15 protein-coding genes are annotated in these 19,103 nt (G+C 59.7%); 7 read left to right on the top strand and 8 right to left on the bottom strand.

What is annotated here, in order from left to right:
* Positions 1 to 49: 49 nt before the first annotated feature.
* The 3 genes from AB4O08_RS20420 to AB4O08_RS20410 form a co-directional block, all read right to left on the bottom strand.
* Entirely contained in the window at positions 50 to 5,944 is a 5,895-nt protein-coding gene (locus tag AB4O08_RS20420) for an NEL-type E3 ubiquitin ligase domain-containing protein (protein ID WP_198831689.1), read from the bottom strand.
* Positions 5,945 to 6,017: 73 nt separating this feature from the next.
* Entirely contained in the window at positions 6,018 to 6,608 is a 591-nt protein-coding gene (locus AB4O08_RS20415; RefSeq protein WP_021490871.1) for a tRNA-uridine aminocarboxypropyltransferase, read from the bottom strand.
* Positions 6,609 to 6,615: 7 nt separating this feature from the next.
* Positions 6,616 to 7,509, bottom strand: a complete 894-nt coding sequence (locus tag AB4O08_RS20410; protein ID WP_021490872.1) for a LysR family transcriptional regulator — start codon at positions 7,507 to 7,509, stop codon at positions 6,616 to 6,618.
* A gap of 149 nt (positions 7,510 to 7,658) precedes the next feature.
* On the opposite strand from AB4O08_RS20410, the gene speB reads away from it, so the two are divergent.
* From speB to AB4O08_RS20390, 4 genes are read left to right on the top strand one after another with little or no spacing between them, the layout of a single operon-like run.
* A complete protein-coding gene (gene speB / locus AB4O08_RS20405; RefSeq protein ID WP_021490873.1) occupies positions 7,659 to 8,609 on the top strand; it encodes an agmatinase in 951 nt (316 codons plus the stop codon).
* Positions 8,609 to 9,031: a YybH family protein gene (locus tag AB4O08_RS20400; protein WP_460114312.1), complete on the top strand. Its 423-nt coding sequence runs from the start codon at positions 8,609 to 8,611 to the stop codon at positions 9,029 to 9,031. The genes speB and AB4O08_RS20400 overlap by 1 nt, the downstream gene beginning before the upstream one ends.
* Before the next feature lie 21 nt (positions 9,032 to 9,052).
* Positions 9,053 to 10,564: a purine-cytosine permease family protein gene (locus AB4O08_RS20395; RefSeq protein WP_021490874.1), complete on the top strand. Its 1,512-nt coding sequence runs from the start codon at positions 9,053 to 9,055 to the stop codon at positions 10,562 to 10,564.
* A gap of 34 nt (positions 10,565 to 10,598) precedes the next feature.
* Positions 10,599 to 11,981, top strand: a complete 1,383-nt coding sequence (locus AB4O08_RS20390; protein ID WP_252959281.1) for a sodium:solute symporter family protein — start codon at positions 10,599 to 10,601, stop codon at positions 11,979 to 11,981.
* Positions 11,982 to 12,259: 278 nt separating this feature from the next.
* Here AB4O08_RS20390 and AB4O08_RS20385 read toward each other — a convergent pair whose 3' ends face one another.
* The gene (locus AB4O08_RS20385; RefSeq protein WP_003193089.1) at positions 12,260 to 12,382 is read right to left on the bottom strand and encodes a PA1414 family protein; all 123 of its coding nucleotides are present in this window, start codon (positions 12,380 to 12,382) and stop codon (positions 12,260 to 12,262) included.
* 142 nt (positions 12,383 to 12,524) lie between these two features.
* Positions 12,525 to 13,418, bottom strand: coding sequence for a putrescine utilization regulator PtrR (ptrR, locus tag AB4O08_RS20380; RefSeq protein WP_042571883.1), 894 nt, complete (start codon positions 13,416 to 13,418; stop codon positions 12,525 to 12,527).
* 103 nt (positions 13,419 to 13,521) lie between these two features.
* Between ptrR and AB4O08_RS20375 the strand changes: the two genes are divergently transcribed.
* Positions 13,522 to 14,730: an MFS transporter gene (locus AB4O08_RS20375; protein WP_460114311.1), complete on the top strand. Its 1,209-nt coding sequence runs from the start codon at positions 13,522 to 13,524 to the stop codon at positions 14,728 to 14,730.
* On the opposite strand, the gene AB4O08_RS20370 is transcribed toward AB4O08_RS20375, so the two are convergent.
* The 3 genes from AB4O08_RS20370 to AB4O08_RS20360 form a co-directional block, all read right to left on the bottom strand.
* Positions 14,642 to 16,084, bottom strand: coding sequence for an NCS1 family nucleobase:cation symporter-1 (locus tag AB4O08_RS20370; protein ID WP_460114310.1), 1,443 nt, complete (start codon positions 16,082 to 16,084; stop codon positions 14,642 to 14,644). The genes AB4O08_RS20375 and AB4O08_RS20370 overlap by 89 nt on opposite strands.
* Positions 16,085 to 16,282: 198 nt before the next feature.
* Entirely contained in the window at positions 16,283 to 16,681 is a 399-nt protein-coding gene (locus tag AB4O08_RS20365; protein ID WP_021490878.1) for a DUF2177 family protein, read from the bottom strand.
* Between the two features lie 125 nt (positions 16,682 to 16,806).
* Positions 16,807 to 17,643 (bottom strand): CvfB family protein, encoded by an 837-nt coding sequence (locus AB4O08_RS20360; protein ID WP_460114872.1) that lies wholly within the window; start codon positions 17,641 to 17,643, stop codon positions 16,807 to 16,809.
* 322 nt (positions 17,644 to 17,965) lie between these two features.
* On the opposite strand from AB4O08_RS20360, the gene AB4O08_RS20355 reads away from it, so the two are divergent.
* Positions 17,966 to 18,145, top strand: a complete 180-nt coding sequence (locus AB4O08_RS20355; RefSeq protein WP_003193095.1) for a hypothetical protein — start codon at positions 17,966 to 17,968, stop codon at positions 18,143 to 18,145.
* Between the two features lie 207 nt (positions 18,146 to 18,352).
* On the top strand, positions 18,353 to 19,075 hold the full coding sequence (locus AB4O08_RS20350) for a TorF family putative porin (protein ID WP_010208632.1): 723 nt from the start codon (positions 18,353 to 18,355) through the stop codon (positions 19,073 to 19,075).
* Positions 19,076 to 19,103 lie beyond the last annotated feature (28 nt).

The raw sequence follows: 19,103 nt of genomic DNA, 5'->3' as shown, positions 1-19,103 counted from the left end.
CATATCACGCAAAGTGTGGTGCCTATTCCTTAAAGGCATAAGTATTGGCTCAGGCAATTACAAATTCCGTCCACTCCTGAAGGGTCAACACGCGGACCAGATCGGCCTTGGCTTGGCGCATCTGTACAGCAAGGCTTTCGAGCGCGTGTTTGTAGGCTCCCTCGTTTATGTCGCCATTCGTGACTTTGTCGGTGGCCCGTTCCAGCTCACGCTGGTAGTGCGCCAGCGCAGCCTCAAATCGTTGCGGGTACTTGCGCTCCAGGAACTCGACCCAGTACTCCTCGTTTTCAAGCCGACTGGGCCAATTCAGATTCAACTCCTCATTTTTGATCCGTTGGAGTATTCGGATCACCGAAGGCGCATCCGGCACCGCAGTGGCGGCGTCGAACCGACCCGGCAATGCAAGAGGCAAGTCCAGACTCGACGCCAATGCGATTCGATAGGCCAGGAAACGCACGCAGGCTTCCTGCGCAGACTGCTGCGGAAACGCCCTCAACAGGTGGTGGTCGATGGCGCCCAGCCGGCGAAGGGCTCGGTAATAATTCACAAAATCCGGGCCTGCGGCATCCACGTTTCCGGCGAGCATCTGTACCGGCAACATAGCCAGTTCGATCTCATTGAGGCACAACAGCCACCCGTCGATCCCCCCGCTCATGTACCGCAAAGGTGTCTGGAAAAGGATTTGTTGCAGGCGCCCGTTGTGATTGGCCCCGTCAATCAACTGCCAGACGCGCCGCGTAATGTCCTGGCGCAAGGCGTGATGCTCCGGGGCAATCAACGGCGGATAGGAAGACACGTTCCACAGCAGGTTAAAGAAACCGTCCGCCATTTGCGCTCCGGCCAACAGCGCCCATTCAGCCCGCCGTTGTGGCACTTCATTCAGCGGCACCGGCAATAGCCAGCGTTCAACCGAGGGCAACGGAAATGCCCCGTCGTGCCACAGGCCAAAATCGATCGTTTGATAACCCGGCCGTCTCCGGTATTGGCTGAGCAGCCGCAAGGTCGCCTGGGAAAGCGCGTTACCGTGAAGGTTCATGGCGCGGTACACGGTTTCATTGAGGTGAAGATCAGAGTGGGTCAACACCTTGAAACGATTGTCTCGCAGATCCAACGTGCGAAGTCTTGGCAGCATCACCACCCACAGAGGCAAAAGATCGAGTTGAGTATTCCTGAGCTTGAGGACCTCCAGCGCAGTCAGCGCATACACGTTCAAGCGCTTCCCTCTGCCCAGGGGATTGTTGGACAGATTCAACTTGGTCAAGCGCGTCAGGCCCTGCAACCGTCTGATATCCGCTGATTCAGGCTGAATGCGATTGTTCGCCAGGCTGAGTTGTTTCAAGTGTTGAAGCGCAGACAAGCCCTGAGGCACATGGTCCAAGCGGTTGCCGTCGAGAAACAGCGTCCGCAGCGCCGGGAAGCGCCCGAGGAACTTCATCGGCAGCGCTTGTAACTGATTGTTCCGCAGGCTCAGTTGCATGACATGACCGAAATGCGCCGTCACCTGTGGCAAGTCTTCCAGGGCCAGGTCATCCAGATAGAGCTCAAACATCACCCCGCGCGGGGAGTCCTCTTTGCTCCAGCAACGTCGAATTCGCGCGGAGGCCTCGACTTGTGCCTTGAGTTGCTCGGGTTTCCCCAGCAAGCACCAGCGTTCAAGGCTGTCATTCAAGGCGTCGCGTTCTCGGAACAGGGTGTTGATCGCGTCCTCACGCTCCTGAACGGAGTCACTCAGATTCTCAAGGATCTCAAACGCCTGTTCATCGGTTTTCGTCGGAAATAACTGCCGCAACCGTGCGACTTGGTCACGGTCCACTGCCCCCAGCTCATTGCCGCCACTCAACGGATAACCAATCCGCCCATCCGCCACGCGACGCGGCGGGTTGTACCAAGGGCGACGCCCTATTTCGAGCAGGGTTTCGGCAAACTCCCAGTGACGCTCCAAGCGATAACCGATCTCCTGGGTCAACTCTTCAACGCCCCCCGCATGGGTATATCCAACGGCCTGGCGCTCAGGGGGAGGCAACGCGTCGAGTAAGACCGTGAGAAAATCGCCCGGGTTTCCGAGCGGTTGCAACGTGCCGTTCGATTGGGGAGCAAAGGCCTGATAGCGGCCATCAAGCGCCTCCAGCACCCGCTTTGGCCGCCCTTCAGCAGGGCCGACACGGTCAATGAGCCGCCCGCGCTCACGTACTTCAACCCGTGTTTGAACAGACCAGCCGTCCATCTCGGCGACGGTATGAAGGATCAGCTTTGAGCTGTCCGCACTTGCCGCACCTCCCAGGTGCACCCCCTCCATCGCCCTGGTCTTGCGCAGGTACTCTATCCACCAGCGGATGGCTTTGGTTTTGGTCAACGGGACACGGCCGGCCTCCAGGCTTCGACGCTCAACCGGGGTGAGATTGCGCACCAGGTCTTCGGCGATTTGCGCTGTCAAACTGGGAAAATCACGCTGCAGCACCTGTGCCAGGGGCTCCGAAGACAACGCGCTTTTATGAAGCAACGCCTTGAAAAAAAGCCGCGCCATACCTGGCTTGTCCTGCGCAACAAAGGTTTCGAGCCGCCTGACCTGATCAACGCGGCTCAAGCCCGCACTGCCCACCAACACATCGGCGCTTTCAGGCCCTATTTCACCCAGTAACTCGTCAAAAAAATCCCACCCCGTCTCCACGCCCGCCTTGACCCGTCGATGCAACGTGAATCGTTCGATGGTCTCCATCAAGATCGCAGGTGGGCGCTCGTTACGCAGGTGCACGCGACGCAGCATCGCCGGGGTCACGCCGCTGACCTGTTGAATCTGGTTGATGGCATCCGGCGACCATGCTCCAACGGCGGGCCCGAGGCGATAAAACGGTTTGTGGCCATCCCAGGTCAGCGGCGTTTCCCATTCATGGCGCCAGGCACCTGCGCCGTTATGCGTCAACACCGGGGCGTAAGCATCGTGCAATGTGGGGTGTGGAATGCGCCATGGCAGGGTCGGGCCAGCCTGGGAGACGTTGAAACACAAGCCGTCCATATACAGAAAGCAGTCCGCGCCCTGGCGAAAGAGACCGAGTGCGTCAGGGGTCAGGCCCATGGTATCCGCAGCACTGGAATACTGCGCGATGTCGCGCTGGTGAGGGTAAAACTGCCCCTCGACCGTACGATGGTCGAGCATGGCGCGGGCAATCCGGTGACGGAAATCGGTGACCGCCTGGGGGCCTTCAAGCCCGAGCCGGACGCGTTCGTTATGGGTTAACTGGTTCAGGATGGCCTGGTAAAAACCGTCGGGAGTACCGAGCCTCGCGCCCGCAAGGGAGGTGCGATGATCAAACGGCGCAAAGCGCCCCCGGCCATGGTCCAGCACCACCACAGTCCGGTCTTTGGCACCTTTCGACATATAGTGCACCGGCTGATCGGCGCGACTGATGACCAAGGCTTGGCCAGTGACGCTTTTTAATACTGCGCCGGCAAATTCGCCTGCCCAGCGCAGGGTCTGCGCGTCGTACCGGCGCCCATGGAAAATCCCGTCGATCATCGCCTCTCGGCGGGCTGCCCGCCGTGCACTGCGCAAGGCGGTATAGAGCGCCTCGGGTTGCAGTTTTGACGCCAACAGTTGGGTCTGCTGGTGGGAAGAAAGAGGCTGCTGATCCAGCACCTCCAACAAGCGGGGCAGACTGACTTCGGGGTGCAACGCCCGTAGGGTACTGATGACCGCGGGTTCGGGCTGATCAGACCCCACGCGCTCAGGCAACAGGTTCTTGATCGCCGTCGGCGCGCCAGAGGCCGTTGCGCGATCGGCCTGGGCAAAGCGTGTAAGTGCCTCGAACAGCTCAAGCCTCACGGTGCGGGCCCGCAGCGCCAACTGCTGGCGCAACGGCGGTTCTCCGGCCGAAAACACGGCAGGCAACAAGTCCACCACAGCCTGGAGAAAATTCGCAGTAAAACGACGCGGGGATGAGTAGGCGAATTGGAAGTTCTCCTGACGGGTCACCGTGACCACCCGAGAAGCGGGACGGCCCGCCTGCTGCGTGTAACGTCGCAACTCCAGGCCCTGCGGGTTCTCGACGCTCAAGGCAGTATCAACCGGCCATTGCGCCAATTGAGTGACCAACGGCCCCAGCACTTCGAACGCCTGAGTCGGCGGTGGATGACTGGGTGGCGACGGGCTTGACGCCCAATCGATCAGACGATCGACATTAAAGCGCTGCGAAGCCTCCACCAGGGAAGCCGACGGTCGCTCGCCCTCCCAGACCTTGTCGAGGAGTTGTCGAGGCGTATTGCTCGCCTCAAGCACTGCGTTCAACGACTTGACCGGCGCCTGCGAGGCGCCGAGCATTCTCTCCAACAGCGCGGTATCGACCCGCTCACCGGCAACGCTGCCTGGTGGGGACAACTGGCGGTACAGCGCTTGGTGGCGACGCATCACGCTGCGTGCCAGGCGAGTATGCAAGCGGCTGCTGATCAGCAAATCAGCCAGGTCGACCAAGGTTTGGAGCAACTCAACCGAGTCACCCTGCACTGCCATGGCTCCCCCCTCGATCAAGGACTGCGTGAGGACGGCAAACATCGCAACGGCCCTGAGCCGTCCCAGGCCTTTGAGTGGGCCCGGCGCCGGAATCAGCAACAGATCAAGCGTCTCGCCGAGCACCGTTTGAAAAACACGGCTGATCGTCACCATCCAGCCGGGTGTTTCGGCTGCCAGTTCCTGCAGGTTGGTGCGACAACGTGCGGTGTAAAAATCATGCAAGCAGACCATTGGGGTCTTTTCGACCGACTGTCGGACGTATCCGACGCGCTTCACAAGCGTGGTCTTCGGCAACCACTCAACGAGGTCATAAAGCACTTCGGCCTGCGGGGAAAGCTGCTCGGGGCGAGGCTGAGATGTCGCTATCTGCTTGAGCCGGACACTGTCACGCAAGGTCATCAACGGGTACAGCCACGACACGTCACCGTTGCCATAGGAGGCCTGAAAGGCCATGTAAAACTCCGTGCATGCTTCCCGGTGGCTGTCGTAGTGAAGCAGGGCCCCCGACGGTCGATGGGGGAAATAGCTGAAGGCACCTTTGCAGCCGCTCACTGAAAAGACGATATGAGGAATCTTCACACTGTCTCCAGGCGGTGACCCTACATACTGGCCCGTCAAGCCAATGTGTTGAGGGACCCAGCTGATGTTGTCGATACCGTGGGGGATAAACAGATGCATTTCTTCAATCTGGCCCCAACGCACTTCACCGACGAGCGCACGCTTCAACTGGTGGTATTTGGCTTTGTCCACGCGGCTGGTCGCGCGGTCCTTGAGGGCATTGATCAACGCGAACTCAAATTCGGCGCTTGCCTGCCTCATGATTGCATCGCCCAGGGAGGAGGACGCGCGCAATGCCTGGGCAAGAGACGTTCTGAGTGTCTCGCCAATATTGAGCTTGCGTACCAAGGCAATGAATGCTGCCGCACTGGCATTGATGGACGAGTCCATATAGCTGGCGTCCGCTATCCCCGTATTCCCAGGAAAACTCCAGCCGGTCACGCCGTCGTAATTCATGCATGCCGCTTCCCATAAGGTCAGGCTGGCAACCTTCACCTGATCACCCTGGGCCTCACGACGAACGCGGCGAGCAGGCGCCAGGTAGCGGGTGTAAATCCTTGCGGTTTTCGGGTCTACGTCTGAACCCGTCAGTGTTTTTAAAGCATCGCGCAGGGACGCCAGGGACTGCTGTTCAAAACGCTCGATAAGCCGGGGGACACCGTCTTCAACGGCTTTTCGGGCCTGAACCCAAGCCTTTTGCAGGCGTACATATTCACGTTTTTCTTCATCGTCGAGCCCGTCAAGAAACCCGTCGAATTTGCTTCGCACAGCGTCCAGGGCTTGCAGTGAAGACCATTCGTTCCTGGTCAGAAACGGTCCCGAAGCCGTTTGTTCGGCCATGAAGGCAGCCAATGAGGGTGTATGGGCAACAGGCTCAGCCATTTTTCTATCCTTGAAAAATGACCAGCCTACTCAGTTGCCGCGCGCGCGTTGGATAGCTATGTAATACGCAGGCTCATGTGTGGTTCTTCTGGTACACGGCCTGCCCCATGGCCGCAATTTGCCCATCGATCAACGCGTTGAAGGGTTGCAGTAACGGTTCGAACGAGGTGGGGGCTTCCAATACCTGTAACGCCTGCACAATCGCTTCCACTGTCGACAGCGCACCCGGTCCGGGCGCCTTGCGCAATCGATAGCGGGACGCGGCGCCTTCGGCCAATGCCACTCGGGGTAATGCCGCCAGCAAGGGGTTGAGGTGCAGCAGTTTGCGCGCCTTGCGCCACGTGCCATCGGGGACCACCAGTAGCAATGGCTGACTGCCGGGCGCGTAGGCCTGCAGTGGTTGGGCATCCTCAGCCGGAAACAACAGTCGCGCCTGATAACCGGGAGGGTTCAACAGGGTCGGTAGATCCTCAAATATCTCCCCCACCACCAATTGCGCATTGCTCAACCCCAACGCCGCCAACCGTGCAGTATTCAACGCATGGTTGACCTCGCTCGGGTGCTGCAACAGCAACACACGGGTGCGGCTGTCGAGGCTGGGGATCAGCGCGCACAGGCAGTGGGTGGCAGGCCTGAGGCAACGTGAACATTGGGGTCTGGACATGGTTTTATCAGGCCTGGTTGAGCTGAGTCTTGAGCAAGTCGCGAAAGGTCTGGATCAGCGGCTCACGGCTGCGGCCACGCCGCATGATCATCGAGAACGGTGCCTGATAGCCAAAGGTCGCCGGCAGCAATACGCGCAGGTCGCCCTTGTCGGCCCAGGCCTGGGCGTAGTGTTCCGGCAAGTAACCGATATAGGCACCGGACAGCACGAGGATCAGTTGTGCCTCCATACTTTCCACGGTGGCGGCGCTGTGTTTGAAGCCGTGGCGCGCCAGTTCAGCCTGGCTCCAGTAGCCGCGACCGACCATGCGTTGCTGGGTGATCACTTGTTCGGGGATGCGTCGCTCGTTGAACAGCGGGTGCCGGGTGCTGCAATACAGCCAGTGTTGTTCGCGGTACAGCGGCATGTAGATCAGCCCGCTCATCCGGTTGGAAAAGGCACCGATGGCCAGGTCCAGGCGATTGTCCTGCACACCGAGTTGCAGTTCGTAGGGGCTCATCACCGACAGATGCAGGTGTACCGCCGGGTGTTCCAGGCTGTAGGCGCCGATCACTTCGGCGAACGGCAAGGCCTTGTCGCTGACGGTGGAATCAAGCACGCCCAGTTTGAGGGTACCGCGCAGCTCGCCTTTGAGCGCGGCGGCGTATTGCTCGAAGCCTTCAAGCTCGCCCAATAAGCGCAGGGTTTCCTGATGGAACAACTCCCCCTTGCTGGTGAGGCTGAACCCGCCCCGCCCACGATGGCACAGCACCAAGCCCAACGCCGATTCCAGCTGGCTCATGTACGTGCTGATGGCCGAGGTGGACAGATTGAGTTCGTGCTGGGCATTGGCGAACCCCTGGTGCCGCACAACGCTGACGAAGATGCGCAGGAGTTTCAGGTCGGGCAAGGCGCTGGCCATGGTCGGCTCCAGGTGTGGATGCCTGCAGTCTACCTGCCTGCATTAGTTTAGAAAAACCTGAACTAAGTATTTGCCCCTGCCGATTCTTTCGTATCGACACATTTCGCAGAATCGGCCCCTAACAAACAAAACAACGATGAGGCACTCCTGTGGACAAGATTTTTCACCAACCACTGGGCGGCAACGAAATGCCGCGCTTCGCCGGCATCGCCACCATGATGCGTCTTCCCCACCTGCAAACGGCCAAGGGCCTGGACGCCGCCTTTATCGGCGTGCCACTGGACATCGGCACCTCGCTGCGCGCTGGCACCCGTTTCGGGCCGCGTGAAATCCGCGCCGAATCCGTGATGATCCGTCCGTACAACATGGCCACCGGTGCCGCACCGTTCGATTCGCTGTCGGTGGCCGACATTGGCGACGTGGCGATCAACACCTTCAACCTGCTCGACGCCGTGCGCATCATCGAAGAAGCCTACGATGAGATCCTCGAACATGACGTGATCCCGCTGACGCTGGGCGGCGACCACACCATCACGCTGCCGATCCTGCGGGCGATCCACAAGAAACATGGCAAGGTCGGGCTGGTGCACATCGACGCCCACGCCGACGTCAACGACCATATGTTCGGCGAGAAAATCGCCCACGGCACCACGTTCCGCCGCGCGGTAGAAGAAGGTTTGCTCGATTGCGATCGTGTGGTGCAGATCGGCCTTCGCGCCCAGGGCTACACCGCCGAAGACTTCAACTGGAGCCGCAAACAGGGCTTCCGCGTGGTCCAGGCCGAAGAATGCTGGCACCACTCCCTCGCGCCATTGATGGCCGAAGTCCGGGAAAAAGTCGGCGGCGGCCCGGTGTACCTGAGCTTTGACATCGACGGCATCGACCCGGCCTGGGCTCCGGGCACCGGCACCCCGGAAATCGGTGGGCTGACCACCATCCAGGCCATTGAAATCATCCGTGGCTGCCAGGGACTCGACCTGATTGGTTGCGATCTGGTAGAGGTTTCCCCGCCCTATGACACCACCGGCAACACTTCGCTGCTGGGCGCCAACCTGCTGTACGAGATGCTCTGCGTGCTGCCGGGTGTGGCGCATCGCTGATGAGCACCCACGAAGTGCTGCAAGCCGCTGCCGACCTGGTGGCGGCCTTCGCCCGCAATGACCGCACCGCCTACTTCGGCGCGTTCACGGCGGATGCCAGCTTCGTGTTCTACACCCTGCCCCAGCCGCTGCTCAGTCGCGATGCCTACCAGGCGTTGTGGGATCAATGGCGTCGGGACGAGGGATTCGAGGTGCTGTCCTGCGCCTCGAGCAACGCCGTTGTCAGCCTGGAGGGCGACGTGGCGATTTTCATGCATGACGTGGCCACTGAGCTGCGCATGAACGGGGAGCAATTTTTTAGCCAGGAACGCGAGACCATTGTCTTCAAACGGCAAGGATCCCGCACAGAACAAAAACAAGGCCTGTGGCTGGCCTGTCACGAACATTTGTCCGCTATGCCGGAAGGGCTGCCGCCCCCTTAGCCAATGTGATCGGAGCAGATCATGAATAATAAAAACAACCATAAAAGTATTCGCAAGATAGAAACCAATGGGGTCGAGCAGATCCCGGACCACGAACGTACCGCCGGCCCCAAGGATCTGTTCCGACTGATCTTCGGCGGCGCCAATACCTTTGCCACCGCCGTGCTGGGTTCCTTCCCCGTGCTGTTCGGCCTGTCATTCCAGGCCGGCGTCTGGGCGATTGTGCTGGGCGTACTGGTGGGTGCGCTGATCCTGGCGCCCATGGGCCTGTTCGGGCCGATCAATGGCACCAACAACGCCGTGTCTTCCGGTGCGCACTTTGGTGTTCACGGGCGGATTGTCGGTTCATTTCTCTCGCTGCTGACGGCGATCGCCTTCTTCTCACTGTCAGTGTGGAGTTCAGGTGATGCTCTGGTGGGCGGTGCGAAACGTCTGATCGGCTTGCCGGAAACTGACCTGACCTTGGGCCTGGCTTACGGCGTGTTTGCGATCCTGGTGCTGACCGTGTGCATCTACGGCTTTCGCTTCATGCTGTGGGTCAATCGCATTGCAGTGTGGGCGGCGAGCCTGCTGTTCCTGCTGGGGATCTTCGCGTTTGCCCCCGCGTTCGACAGCCACTTCGCCGGCACTGTCGCGCTGGGCCAGACCGGCTTCTGGGCCGCCTTCATCGGCGCGGCGCTGGTGGCCATGAGCAACCCGATTTCCTTCGGTGCGTTCCTCGGCGACTGGTCGCGCTACATCCCGCGTGAAACGCCAAAAATACGCATCATGCTGGCAGTGGTTCTGGCGCAAATCGCGACCTTGATCCCGTTCCTGTTCGGCCTGGCCACCGCGACCATCGTGGCAATCAAGGCACCGGACTACATCGCGGCCAACAACTATGTCGGCGGTTTGCTGGCGGTGGCGCCGAGCTGGTTCTTCCTGCCGGTGTGCCTGATCGCAGTGATCGGCGGCATGTCCACCGGGACTACGTCGCTGTATGGCACCGGGTTGGACATGTCCAGCGTGTTTCCGCGCCTGCTGTCGCGGGTCAAGGCCACGTTGCTGATCGGGGTGATGTCGATTGCCTTCATTTTTATCGGCCGTTTCGCCGCCAACCTGGTGCAAAGCGTGTCGACCTTCGCCGTACTGATCATCACCTGCACCACGCCGTGGATGGTGATGATGATCATCGGCCTGATCGTGCGTCGCGGCTTCTATTGCCCGGATGACCTGCAAGTGTTCACCCGGGGTGAAACCGGCGGGCGCTACTGGTTCAGCCACGGCTGGAACTGGCGCGGGCTGGGGGCGTGGATTCCGAGTGCGCTGGTGGGGCTGTGCTTCGTCAACCTGCCGGGGCAGTTTGTCGGGCCATTGGGCAACCTCGCCGAAGGCATCGATATAAGCCTGCCGGTGACGTTGGGACTGGCCTCGCTGATGTACCTGACCTTGCTTCGCGTGTTCCCGGAACCGGCGGCTGTCTACGGGCCGACCGACTCCCGCAGCAAGCGCACGGATGCGCGCGTTAAACCGGCGCTGCAACAGGCCGCCTGACCCTCATAAAAAAGATAATCGGAGAACCGCCGTCATGGCTTTGGATTTATTCGTCGTACTCATCTACGCCGCTGGCATGCTCGTGCTCGGCTACTACGGCATGCGCCGTGCCAAGACCCATGAAGACTACCTGGTGGCCGGTCGCAACCTGGGCCCGTCGCTGTACATGGGCACCATGGCCGCCACGGTATTGGGCGGTGCATCCACCGTCGGCACCGTGCGCCTGGGCTATGTACATGGCATCTCCGGTTTCTGGCTGTGTGCCGCGCTGGGCGCGGGCATCATTGCGCTGAACCTGTTTTTGGCCAAGCCGCTGTTGCAGTTGAAGATCTTCACCGTGACCCAGGTGCTGGAAAAACGCTACAACCCCATGGCCCGCCAGGCCAGCGCCGTGATCATGCTGGCCTACGCCCTGATGATTGGCGTGACCTCGATCCTGGCCATCGGCACCGTGCTGCAAGTGCTGTTCGGCCTGCCATTCTGGATCTCGGTACTGCTCGGCGGCGGCGTGGTGGTGGTGTACTCGACCATCGGCGGCATGTGGTCGCTGACCCTCACCGACATCGTGCAATTCGTGATCAAGACCGTCGGCCTGATGTTCATCCTGCTGCCAATCTGCCTGTACCGCGTCGGCGGCTGGGACGAACTGGTTGCCAAGCTGCCAGCGTCGAGCTTCAGCTTCACCGCCATCGGCTGGGACACGATCATCACCTACTTCATGATCTACTTCTTCGGCATCCTGATCGGACAGGACATCTGGCAACGGGTGTTCACCGCCCGTGACGAAAAAGTCGCCAAGTACGCAGGCACTTTCGCCGGCTTCTACTGCATCCTCTACGGCCTGGCCTGTGCACTGATCGGTATGGCGGCGCATGTACTGATCCCGGACTTGGACAACGTCAACAACGCCTTTGCCGCCATCGTCAAAATGTCGCTGCCGGACGGGATCCGTGGCCTGGTGATTGCCGCAGCACTGGCCGCGATGATGTCCACCGCCAGCGCCGGCCTGCTCGCCGCCTCCACCGTACTGACCGAAGACCTGCTGCCGCGCCTGCGGGGCGGCAAACAGTCGAGCCTGGGCGTCAACCGCCTGTTCACCCTGCTGACCGGTATTGCCGTGCTGGGTATCGCACTGGTGGTGAACGATGTGATCAGTGCCCTGACCTTGGCTTACAACCTGTTGGTGGGCGGCATGTTGATCCCGTTGATCGGGGCGATTTTCTGGAAACGCGCAACCACATCCGGCGCGATTACCTCCATGACGCTGGGCTTTGTCACTGCGCTGGTGTTCATGATCAAGGATGGGCTGGATGCAAACACGCCGATCTACTACAGCCTGGCGGTGGGGTTGGTAAGTTTTGTGGTGGTGAGTTTGCTGTCGCGCCGACCAGAGAGCGTGGCGGCTAGCGCAGTTTGAGATAAAACCGGGAGTTAAAGCGGTTTCTTCAGCGGGTGCGACGTCGGATGTCGTGCCCGTTTTTTTTATTCAGCATTCCGGCTGGACGCTTCAAACAAATCACCGCACGCCTTGCAGCCAAAATACTGCTCGGTTGTCGGGCACAGGATCTCCTCTGTTACTCCCGCCAAGTACACGCCTTGCCATGATCGTTCAGCGTGCCTTCAAGGTAACAAGACGCCCAGTCGTACTCGTCATGCAGCGTGCGCCCATCGCAATTGCGTGAGCGCTTACAGGACTTACCTGCGACGTGGACGACGTTGCTCGTCATCGGTGCGAATCGGCACGGGCTGCAGCGGAGGCTCGATCAAGCCCAGTGCAACACCCAGATCATGGAGCCAGTTTTGAATTTTCTCTTTCATGGTTGCCCCCTTTGAGGGTAATGCTGGTAGGCGCAAGTTCTTTCGCCTTTTCCTACACTGATAGTAGCCCTAAGTCCTACGTAATGCTTGAACGAAACCACAACGAACTATTACCGAATTCATCAAAATCCTGACGGATCGCTCAAGCAATGGCGCGCGTGTCTTGCAGGAGCGCAGTCTTGCCGGCTTGCTGCAGGTCGATCCATGCATTGAGGTTAGCGCCGAGCATACCCTTTCGCCACATCAGCCAGGTGGTCGCAGTGGCAAAAGGCCCTTTCAGCGGATGAACGGACACGCTGTCCTTGCCTGGCAGGCTCTCAAGCATTGATTCGGACATCAACGCCACTCCGGACCCGGCGATCACGCACGCCAGCATGCCTTGATACGACTCGATCTCAATCGCCCGGCCCATGGCCACGCGCTCATGGGAAAACCAGGTTTCCAGACGGGTGCGATAGGCGCAACTGCGACGAAACGTGAAGACAGATCGTCCCGCCACATCTTGGGGACCCTGTACCGGCGGATGGTCGGCCTCGCAGATCAGCACCAGGCGCTCTTCACACAGGGCAACACCGTCCAGGGAAGCGATCGTGATGGGGCCATCCACAAATGCCGCATCCAGGCGGCCGGTAATCAGGCCTTCGAGCAATTCACCGCTGGGCGCCGATTGCACCTGAAGGTTCACCATCGGATAAGCCTTGTGGTAGCGCGCCAGCAGCTTCGGCAAATGCACCGCCGCGGTGCTGTACATGCTGCCTAAAACAAAATCGCCGGCCGGTTGGCCACCTTGCACCGCGCCGTGGGCTTCGTCGTGCAGGGCCAGCAGTCGAGTGCTGTAGTCCAGCAACACCTTGCCGGCAGGAGAAAGCTGCAAGCGCTGACGCTCACGCACAAACAACTCTACGCCGAGCTGCTCCTCCATTTGCTTGAGCCGCGTCGACAGGTTCGATGGCACCCGATGCAAGCGGTCCGCCGCGCGCGTAATGGAGCCCTCTTCCGCCACCGCCTGAAAAATGCGCAATTGACTGAACTCCATACCTTTCTCCAAAACTGAACAAGTTACTCACTATTATTCATTTTTGCAGAAAGTCAATCCGCTTTAGCCTGAGGGTATTCCTTTACCCGCAGGAACACCGACCATGTCTCCTTTAGTCCGCTTACTCGCCAGCTTTGTCGCCCTGATGATGGCGATGGGCATTGGCCGCTTTGCCCTCACCCCACAAATGCCCCATCTGCTCAGTGAAGGGCAGATCGACCTGACCGGCGCCGGCCTGATCGCCGCCGCCAACTACCTGGGCTACTTCGTCGGCGCAGTGGATTCGATCTTTGCGCGCAGCCATCATCACGTGCGCGGACGTCTCTATGGCGGGTTGTGGTTGTGTGTACTGCTGACCCTGGCGTCGTATGGGGCCCACGGGTTCTGGCCGCATCTGTTGTTGCGCTTTGGCACCGGTGTCGCGAGTGCCTGGGCCCTGGTAATGATCACCAGCCTGAGCCAGCCGCTGGCGATTGCCGCCGGGCGTCCGCGCCTGGGCGCCTTGGTCTTCGCCGGGCCGGGACTGGGGATTTTGTTGACCGGCTTGCTGGCACTCGGCTCCAACCTGATGGGGCAAAACTCGGCCACGTTGTGGCTGGTGTATGGCGGGGTGGCGCTGGTGATGTTGCTGGCCATCCTGCCCTTCCTGCCCAAACCCTCTGCCACCGGCACGCCCGTTGCCGGCCACGTCGACGCAGGCCGCAATGCCAGCATCGCGCATTTGTGCTGGATCTATGTGTTGTATGGCCTTGGCTACATCATTCCAGCGACATTCCTGTCGCAGATGGCCAGCGCGCAGTTCAAGGGCGCCTGGCAAGCCGACCTGTTCTGGCCATGCTTTGGCCTGGCCGCCGCGATCGGCGTGGTGGTGGCGACCCTGCGCCGCAAGGATCCAGACACCACTCGCCGCTGGCTGATGACCACATTGTGGCTGCAAGCGGCCGGGGTATTCGCCTGTTTGCTCGGCAACGGCTGGGGCCTGGCGCTGGGGGTGTTGCTATGCGGCGGGCCGTTCCTGGCCTGTATGCAATTGGTGATGGCACGCCTGCGGGACGTCGCGCCCCACGGCTACCAGCGCAACACCGGGATGCTGACCGCCAGTTTCGCCATCGGCCAATTGAGTGGCCCGTTGCTGGCCTCGGTCAGCAGCCACCTGAGTGGTGGGCTGCAACCGGCACTGGTGGTCGCCGGTGCCGGTTTGCTGGTGGCGGGCTCGATATTGATCAGCCGGCAACCAGCGGCGCAGGCACACGCACCTGTTCACGCCGCGTCAACACCAGGAAAAACAGCCCACCCAGGAAGCAGCCGGTAAACCAGGCGAAGTTCGCCATGCCCTGCAGCGCTGGCGTGAATGTGATCGCGACGCCCACCAGCGTCGCGGGCACCAGCGCCTTGACTGCCGTCCAATTCACCCCGCTATCGAAGTAATAACGCCCGCTCGGGCTGTCGTCAAACAGCGCATCCACGTCAATCTTCTGTTTTTTGATCAGGTAGAAATCCACCAGCAGGATGCCGAACAGTGGTCCGATGAAGGCCGCGAGAATATCCAGGGTGTAATGGATCATCAGCGGGTTATTGAACAGGTTCCACGGCGTGATGAAAATCGACGCCACGGCGGCGATCATCCCGCCCGCGCGCCAACTGATCTTGCTCGGCGCGACGTTGGCGAAGTCAAACGCCGGGGACACGAAATTGGCGACGATATTGATACCGATGGTTGCGGTGACAAAGGCAAAGGCCCCCAGCAACACCGCCATGCTGTTATCAATCCGCGAAACCGTAGCGATCGGGTCATGCAGCATTTCGCCAAACACCGGCAAGGTGCCCGAGACGATCACCACGGTCACCAGCGAAAAAGCCAGGAAATTCACCGGCAGCCCCCAGAAGTTGCCGCGTCGCACGTCTTGCATACTGCGGCAGTAGCGGCTGAAGTCGCCGAAGTTCAGGGTCGGCCCGGAGAAGTACGACACCACCAACGCCGTCGCCACAATCACTTGGCCGAATGCCTGCCAGCCCGACAGGGATTTCTCTGCCAGCGTGAAACTGATGTTCGACCAGCCCGCCTTCCACACGATCCAACCCGCCAGGGCGAACATCACCGCGTAGACCACCGGCCCGGCCCAATCGATAAAACGGCGGATGGATTCCATACCGGCCCAGAATACCGCCGCTTGCAGCAACCACAGACTGAGGAAACCAAACCAGCCAAGGTAGGACAAGCCTGCGAAATGCGGCTCTGCATACACCGCCATCTGTGGGAAGAAACGCAGCACCACGATGATCAAGGCGCTCGACGCCAGGTACGTCTGAATCCCGTACCAGGCCACGGCGATCAAGCCGCGTATCACCGCAGGAATGTTCGCACCAAATACACCAAACGACAGGCGACAGATCACGGGATAAGGCACAGCGGCTTGCTGACTCGGCTTGGCCACCAAGTTGGCGATCAACTGCACGATGCAGATACCAGCGAGCAAGGCGATCAGCACCTGCCAACTGGCCAGGCCCAGGGCGAACAGGCTGGCCGCAAACACATAACCGCCGACGCTGTGCACGTCACTCATCCAGAAGGCGAAGATGTTGTACCAGTTCCACTTTTGCGGCAGCGGGCCCAGGTCCTGGTTGTATAGGCGCGGGCTGTAGCCTTTGGGCAATTGTTCGGTCATCGCTGGGCTCCTCGAAATACGGGCCTGCGCTTCCGTTGCAGGGTGCATACGGGAGGCGGCATGGTTTGTATACGAGACAGTCAGCAGAATGCGTGCCAATTGAACCCAATCCCTCTGGAACGGCGTCCCAAAGGGGCTGATACAGGCTTAGCGATGGGTAACGCGCTCAGCAACGGTGCACAGAAATCCTGTACACAATCAGCGCTGCACTCGATGTGCACACAGATAACCCGCCGTGCAGCAAGCTGCAGTCAGGAAGGTGCCCCACGCCATGTCCATCACCGCCAACTGCGCAGACCACCCTTGCAGCGTGGCCCAATTGCTCAGGTCATAGGTGCCGTAGGCGACCAGGCCCAGCAAGGCGCCCAGGCGTGCGGCGCGTTGCCAGCTTGCGCTGGGCAAGACCACAAACACGACACAACCGAGCACATAGAGGAGATAGAAGAGTGTTGCGGGCAACAGGCGAGGCTGATCCAGCATCAGCGGCCCCAGCAGGGACTTATAGGTGGGGCCCATGAGGACACCTAACCAGAGGCCGTCCAGGATCAGGAACGCGAGCAACGTGCCGAGGTAGGCGAACAGCGTCTTTTTCGACATGGGTGCAGCCCTTTGTAGGAGCGAGCTTGCTCGCGAAAATATTCCTGGCGCATCACGGTGTCGGATGTACCTTCGCGAGCAAGGACCAGGGGTCCCCCTCGCTCCTACAGAAGAACGAAACGGGGTCAGCTTAGTTCAATGCGATCCGCGTGAATCACGATCTGGCCCTGCTTGTACAACGCACCAATGGCCTTCTTGAAGTTGCCCTTGCTCACGCCGAACAAGTTGCTGATCACTGCCGGATCACTCTTGTCGCTGACCGGCAGGCTGCCGTTGTTTTCACGCAACTTGGCAAGGATCTTCGAGTTGAGACTGGAGGCCGCTTCCTGGCCGACCGGTTGCAGGCTCAGGCTGATGTTGCTATCGGCACGGATCTCTTTGATAAAGCCCTTTTCTTCTTTACCTGGGCGCAGGAACTTGAACACTTCGTTCTTGTGAATCAGGCCCCAGTGCTTGTTGTTGATGATCGCCTTGAAGCCCATATCAGTGGCTTCGGCCACCAGCAGGTCGACTTCCTGACCCACCTGATAGTTAGCCGGCGTCTTGTCCAAGTAACGGTCCAGCCGTGCGGTGGCGGTGATGCGCTTGGTGTGTTTGTCGAGGTAGACGTGCACCACGCAGTATTCACCGGCGCTCAACTGGCGTTTTTCTTCCGAATACGGCAGCAGCAGGTCCTTGGGCAAACCCCAGTCGAGGAACACGCCAATACTGTTGACTTCCACCACTTTCAAACTGGCGAACTCACCCACTTGAACTTTGGGTTTTTCAGTCGTGGCGATAAGTTTGTCATCGCTGTCCAGATAAATGAAAACGTTAAGCCAGTCTTCATCTTCACTGGGAATATCTTTGGGGATATACCGATTAGGCAAGAGGATTTCGCCATCTTGCGCACCGTCCAGGTACAAACCAAAGTTAGTATGTTTAACCACTTGCAAGCTGTTGTAGCGCCCGACCAAAGCCATTTTCAATACCCTCATTACGTGGGCGGCATTCTACCCGACTTGCGCCCGCCACGCGCGCGTGCCCGAAAAATCGCGGGCTGACGTGGCATTGCAGTGGCATCGCCCCGCTCGTCCGATCAATCAGCCAATTTTTCCCAGCCGGCCACGCACCGACAGATCCATGGTTTCGAGTTAAAACAGTAAGTTAGGGGTTTATTTCAAAGATGAACTTCGGCTATTTCCCACGGCCCCTGTTATTCCTGAGGGATATTTACCAAGCAATTGTCAAGTATTTCCTGTACGATGCCTGGCCAAGTTAATTTTCTACAGGTTAGTGGCCGCCATGCGCGTAAAAGCATCCAACAGCAAAGCAAAGCCAGCTCCCGCCGTTGAAACCAGCGAATCGATCAACAGCCAGATTGCTGCATTTCTCAAGTCCGGCGGCGAAATCCAGCAGATTGCCAAGGGCGTGAGCGGCCAGACTTTCGGCCCATCCAAGCAGATCAGCCTGGGTAAGAAGTAATACTGCGCAACACACCTGGTCCCTAAGCGTCTTGCCTTCAAGGCGCTAGGACTAGAGCCCGAAATGCTCTCTGCACTCTCTTCGTAACCGCACCAATCGACGAACGGGCCTCACCGCCACGCATTCGCCGGTATGCTTGCACACGTCTAGCACGGGCATCTGCCCGATTTTCTCCGTCACTGCTCCTCGCTTTTCATGGAGTGAAGCATGTTCAAATCCTGCATATTCCTGGTCGGTGCCCTGGTCGCCAGCCCTCTCGCCGAAGCGCAGATCTTTCAGCGTGAACTGGGTGATTTCGACTTGAAACTGGGCACCACACCCAGCCGCAGCATGGCCCAAGGACTCGTCAAGCCGACGTCTCCCGGCAGCGATTCGTTCCATGGTGGGCTGGACCTGAGCCACGACAGCGGCTTGTACTTCGGGCAGTTCTCCCCAAACATGGGCCTGTCCTCGTCCAGCAACCTCGAAGTCGATTCCTACATGGGCTTCAAGCACCCCTTCGACCAAACCCTGGGCTACGAAGTGGGCCTGATCCACTACAGCTACCCCAAGCTCAGCCCCCTCGACAGCCAGGAGTTCTACGGCGGCCTGAATCTATTGGGCAACCGCTTCGGTGCGTCCTTCAGTAACGATCCGGACCGCCAGGACAGCACCCTGTTTGCCGACCTCGGCGGCACCCAACCGTTTGGCATCGGCGTCAGCATGAAATACACCACTCATCAATTGGGTACCCCGGTTTCGGTCGAAGGGGGCTCCATTCATACCTTCAGCGACTGGTCGGTGCAATTCTCCCGACAGTGGATGGGCGTGGACTTGAACCTGATCTACAGCGATTCCAGCCTCAGCGGCGGAGATTGCTCGGCCTATTCCGGACACAATTCGCAATGCGATGGCCTGTTGACGCTGAAGGCCGCGCGGTCGTTTTATTGATGGGCTGAACTGTCGCACCCGGCGCGGG

This window comes from Pseudomonas sp. H3_E07 (assembly GCF_054668895.1).
This window is presented reverse-complemented; position numbering and strand designations above follow the sequence as displayed.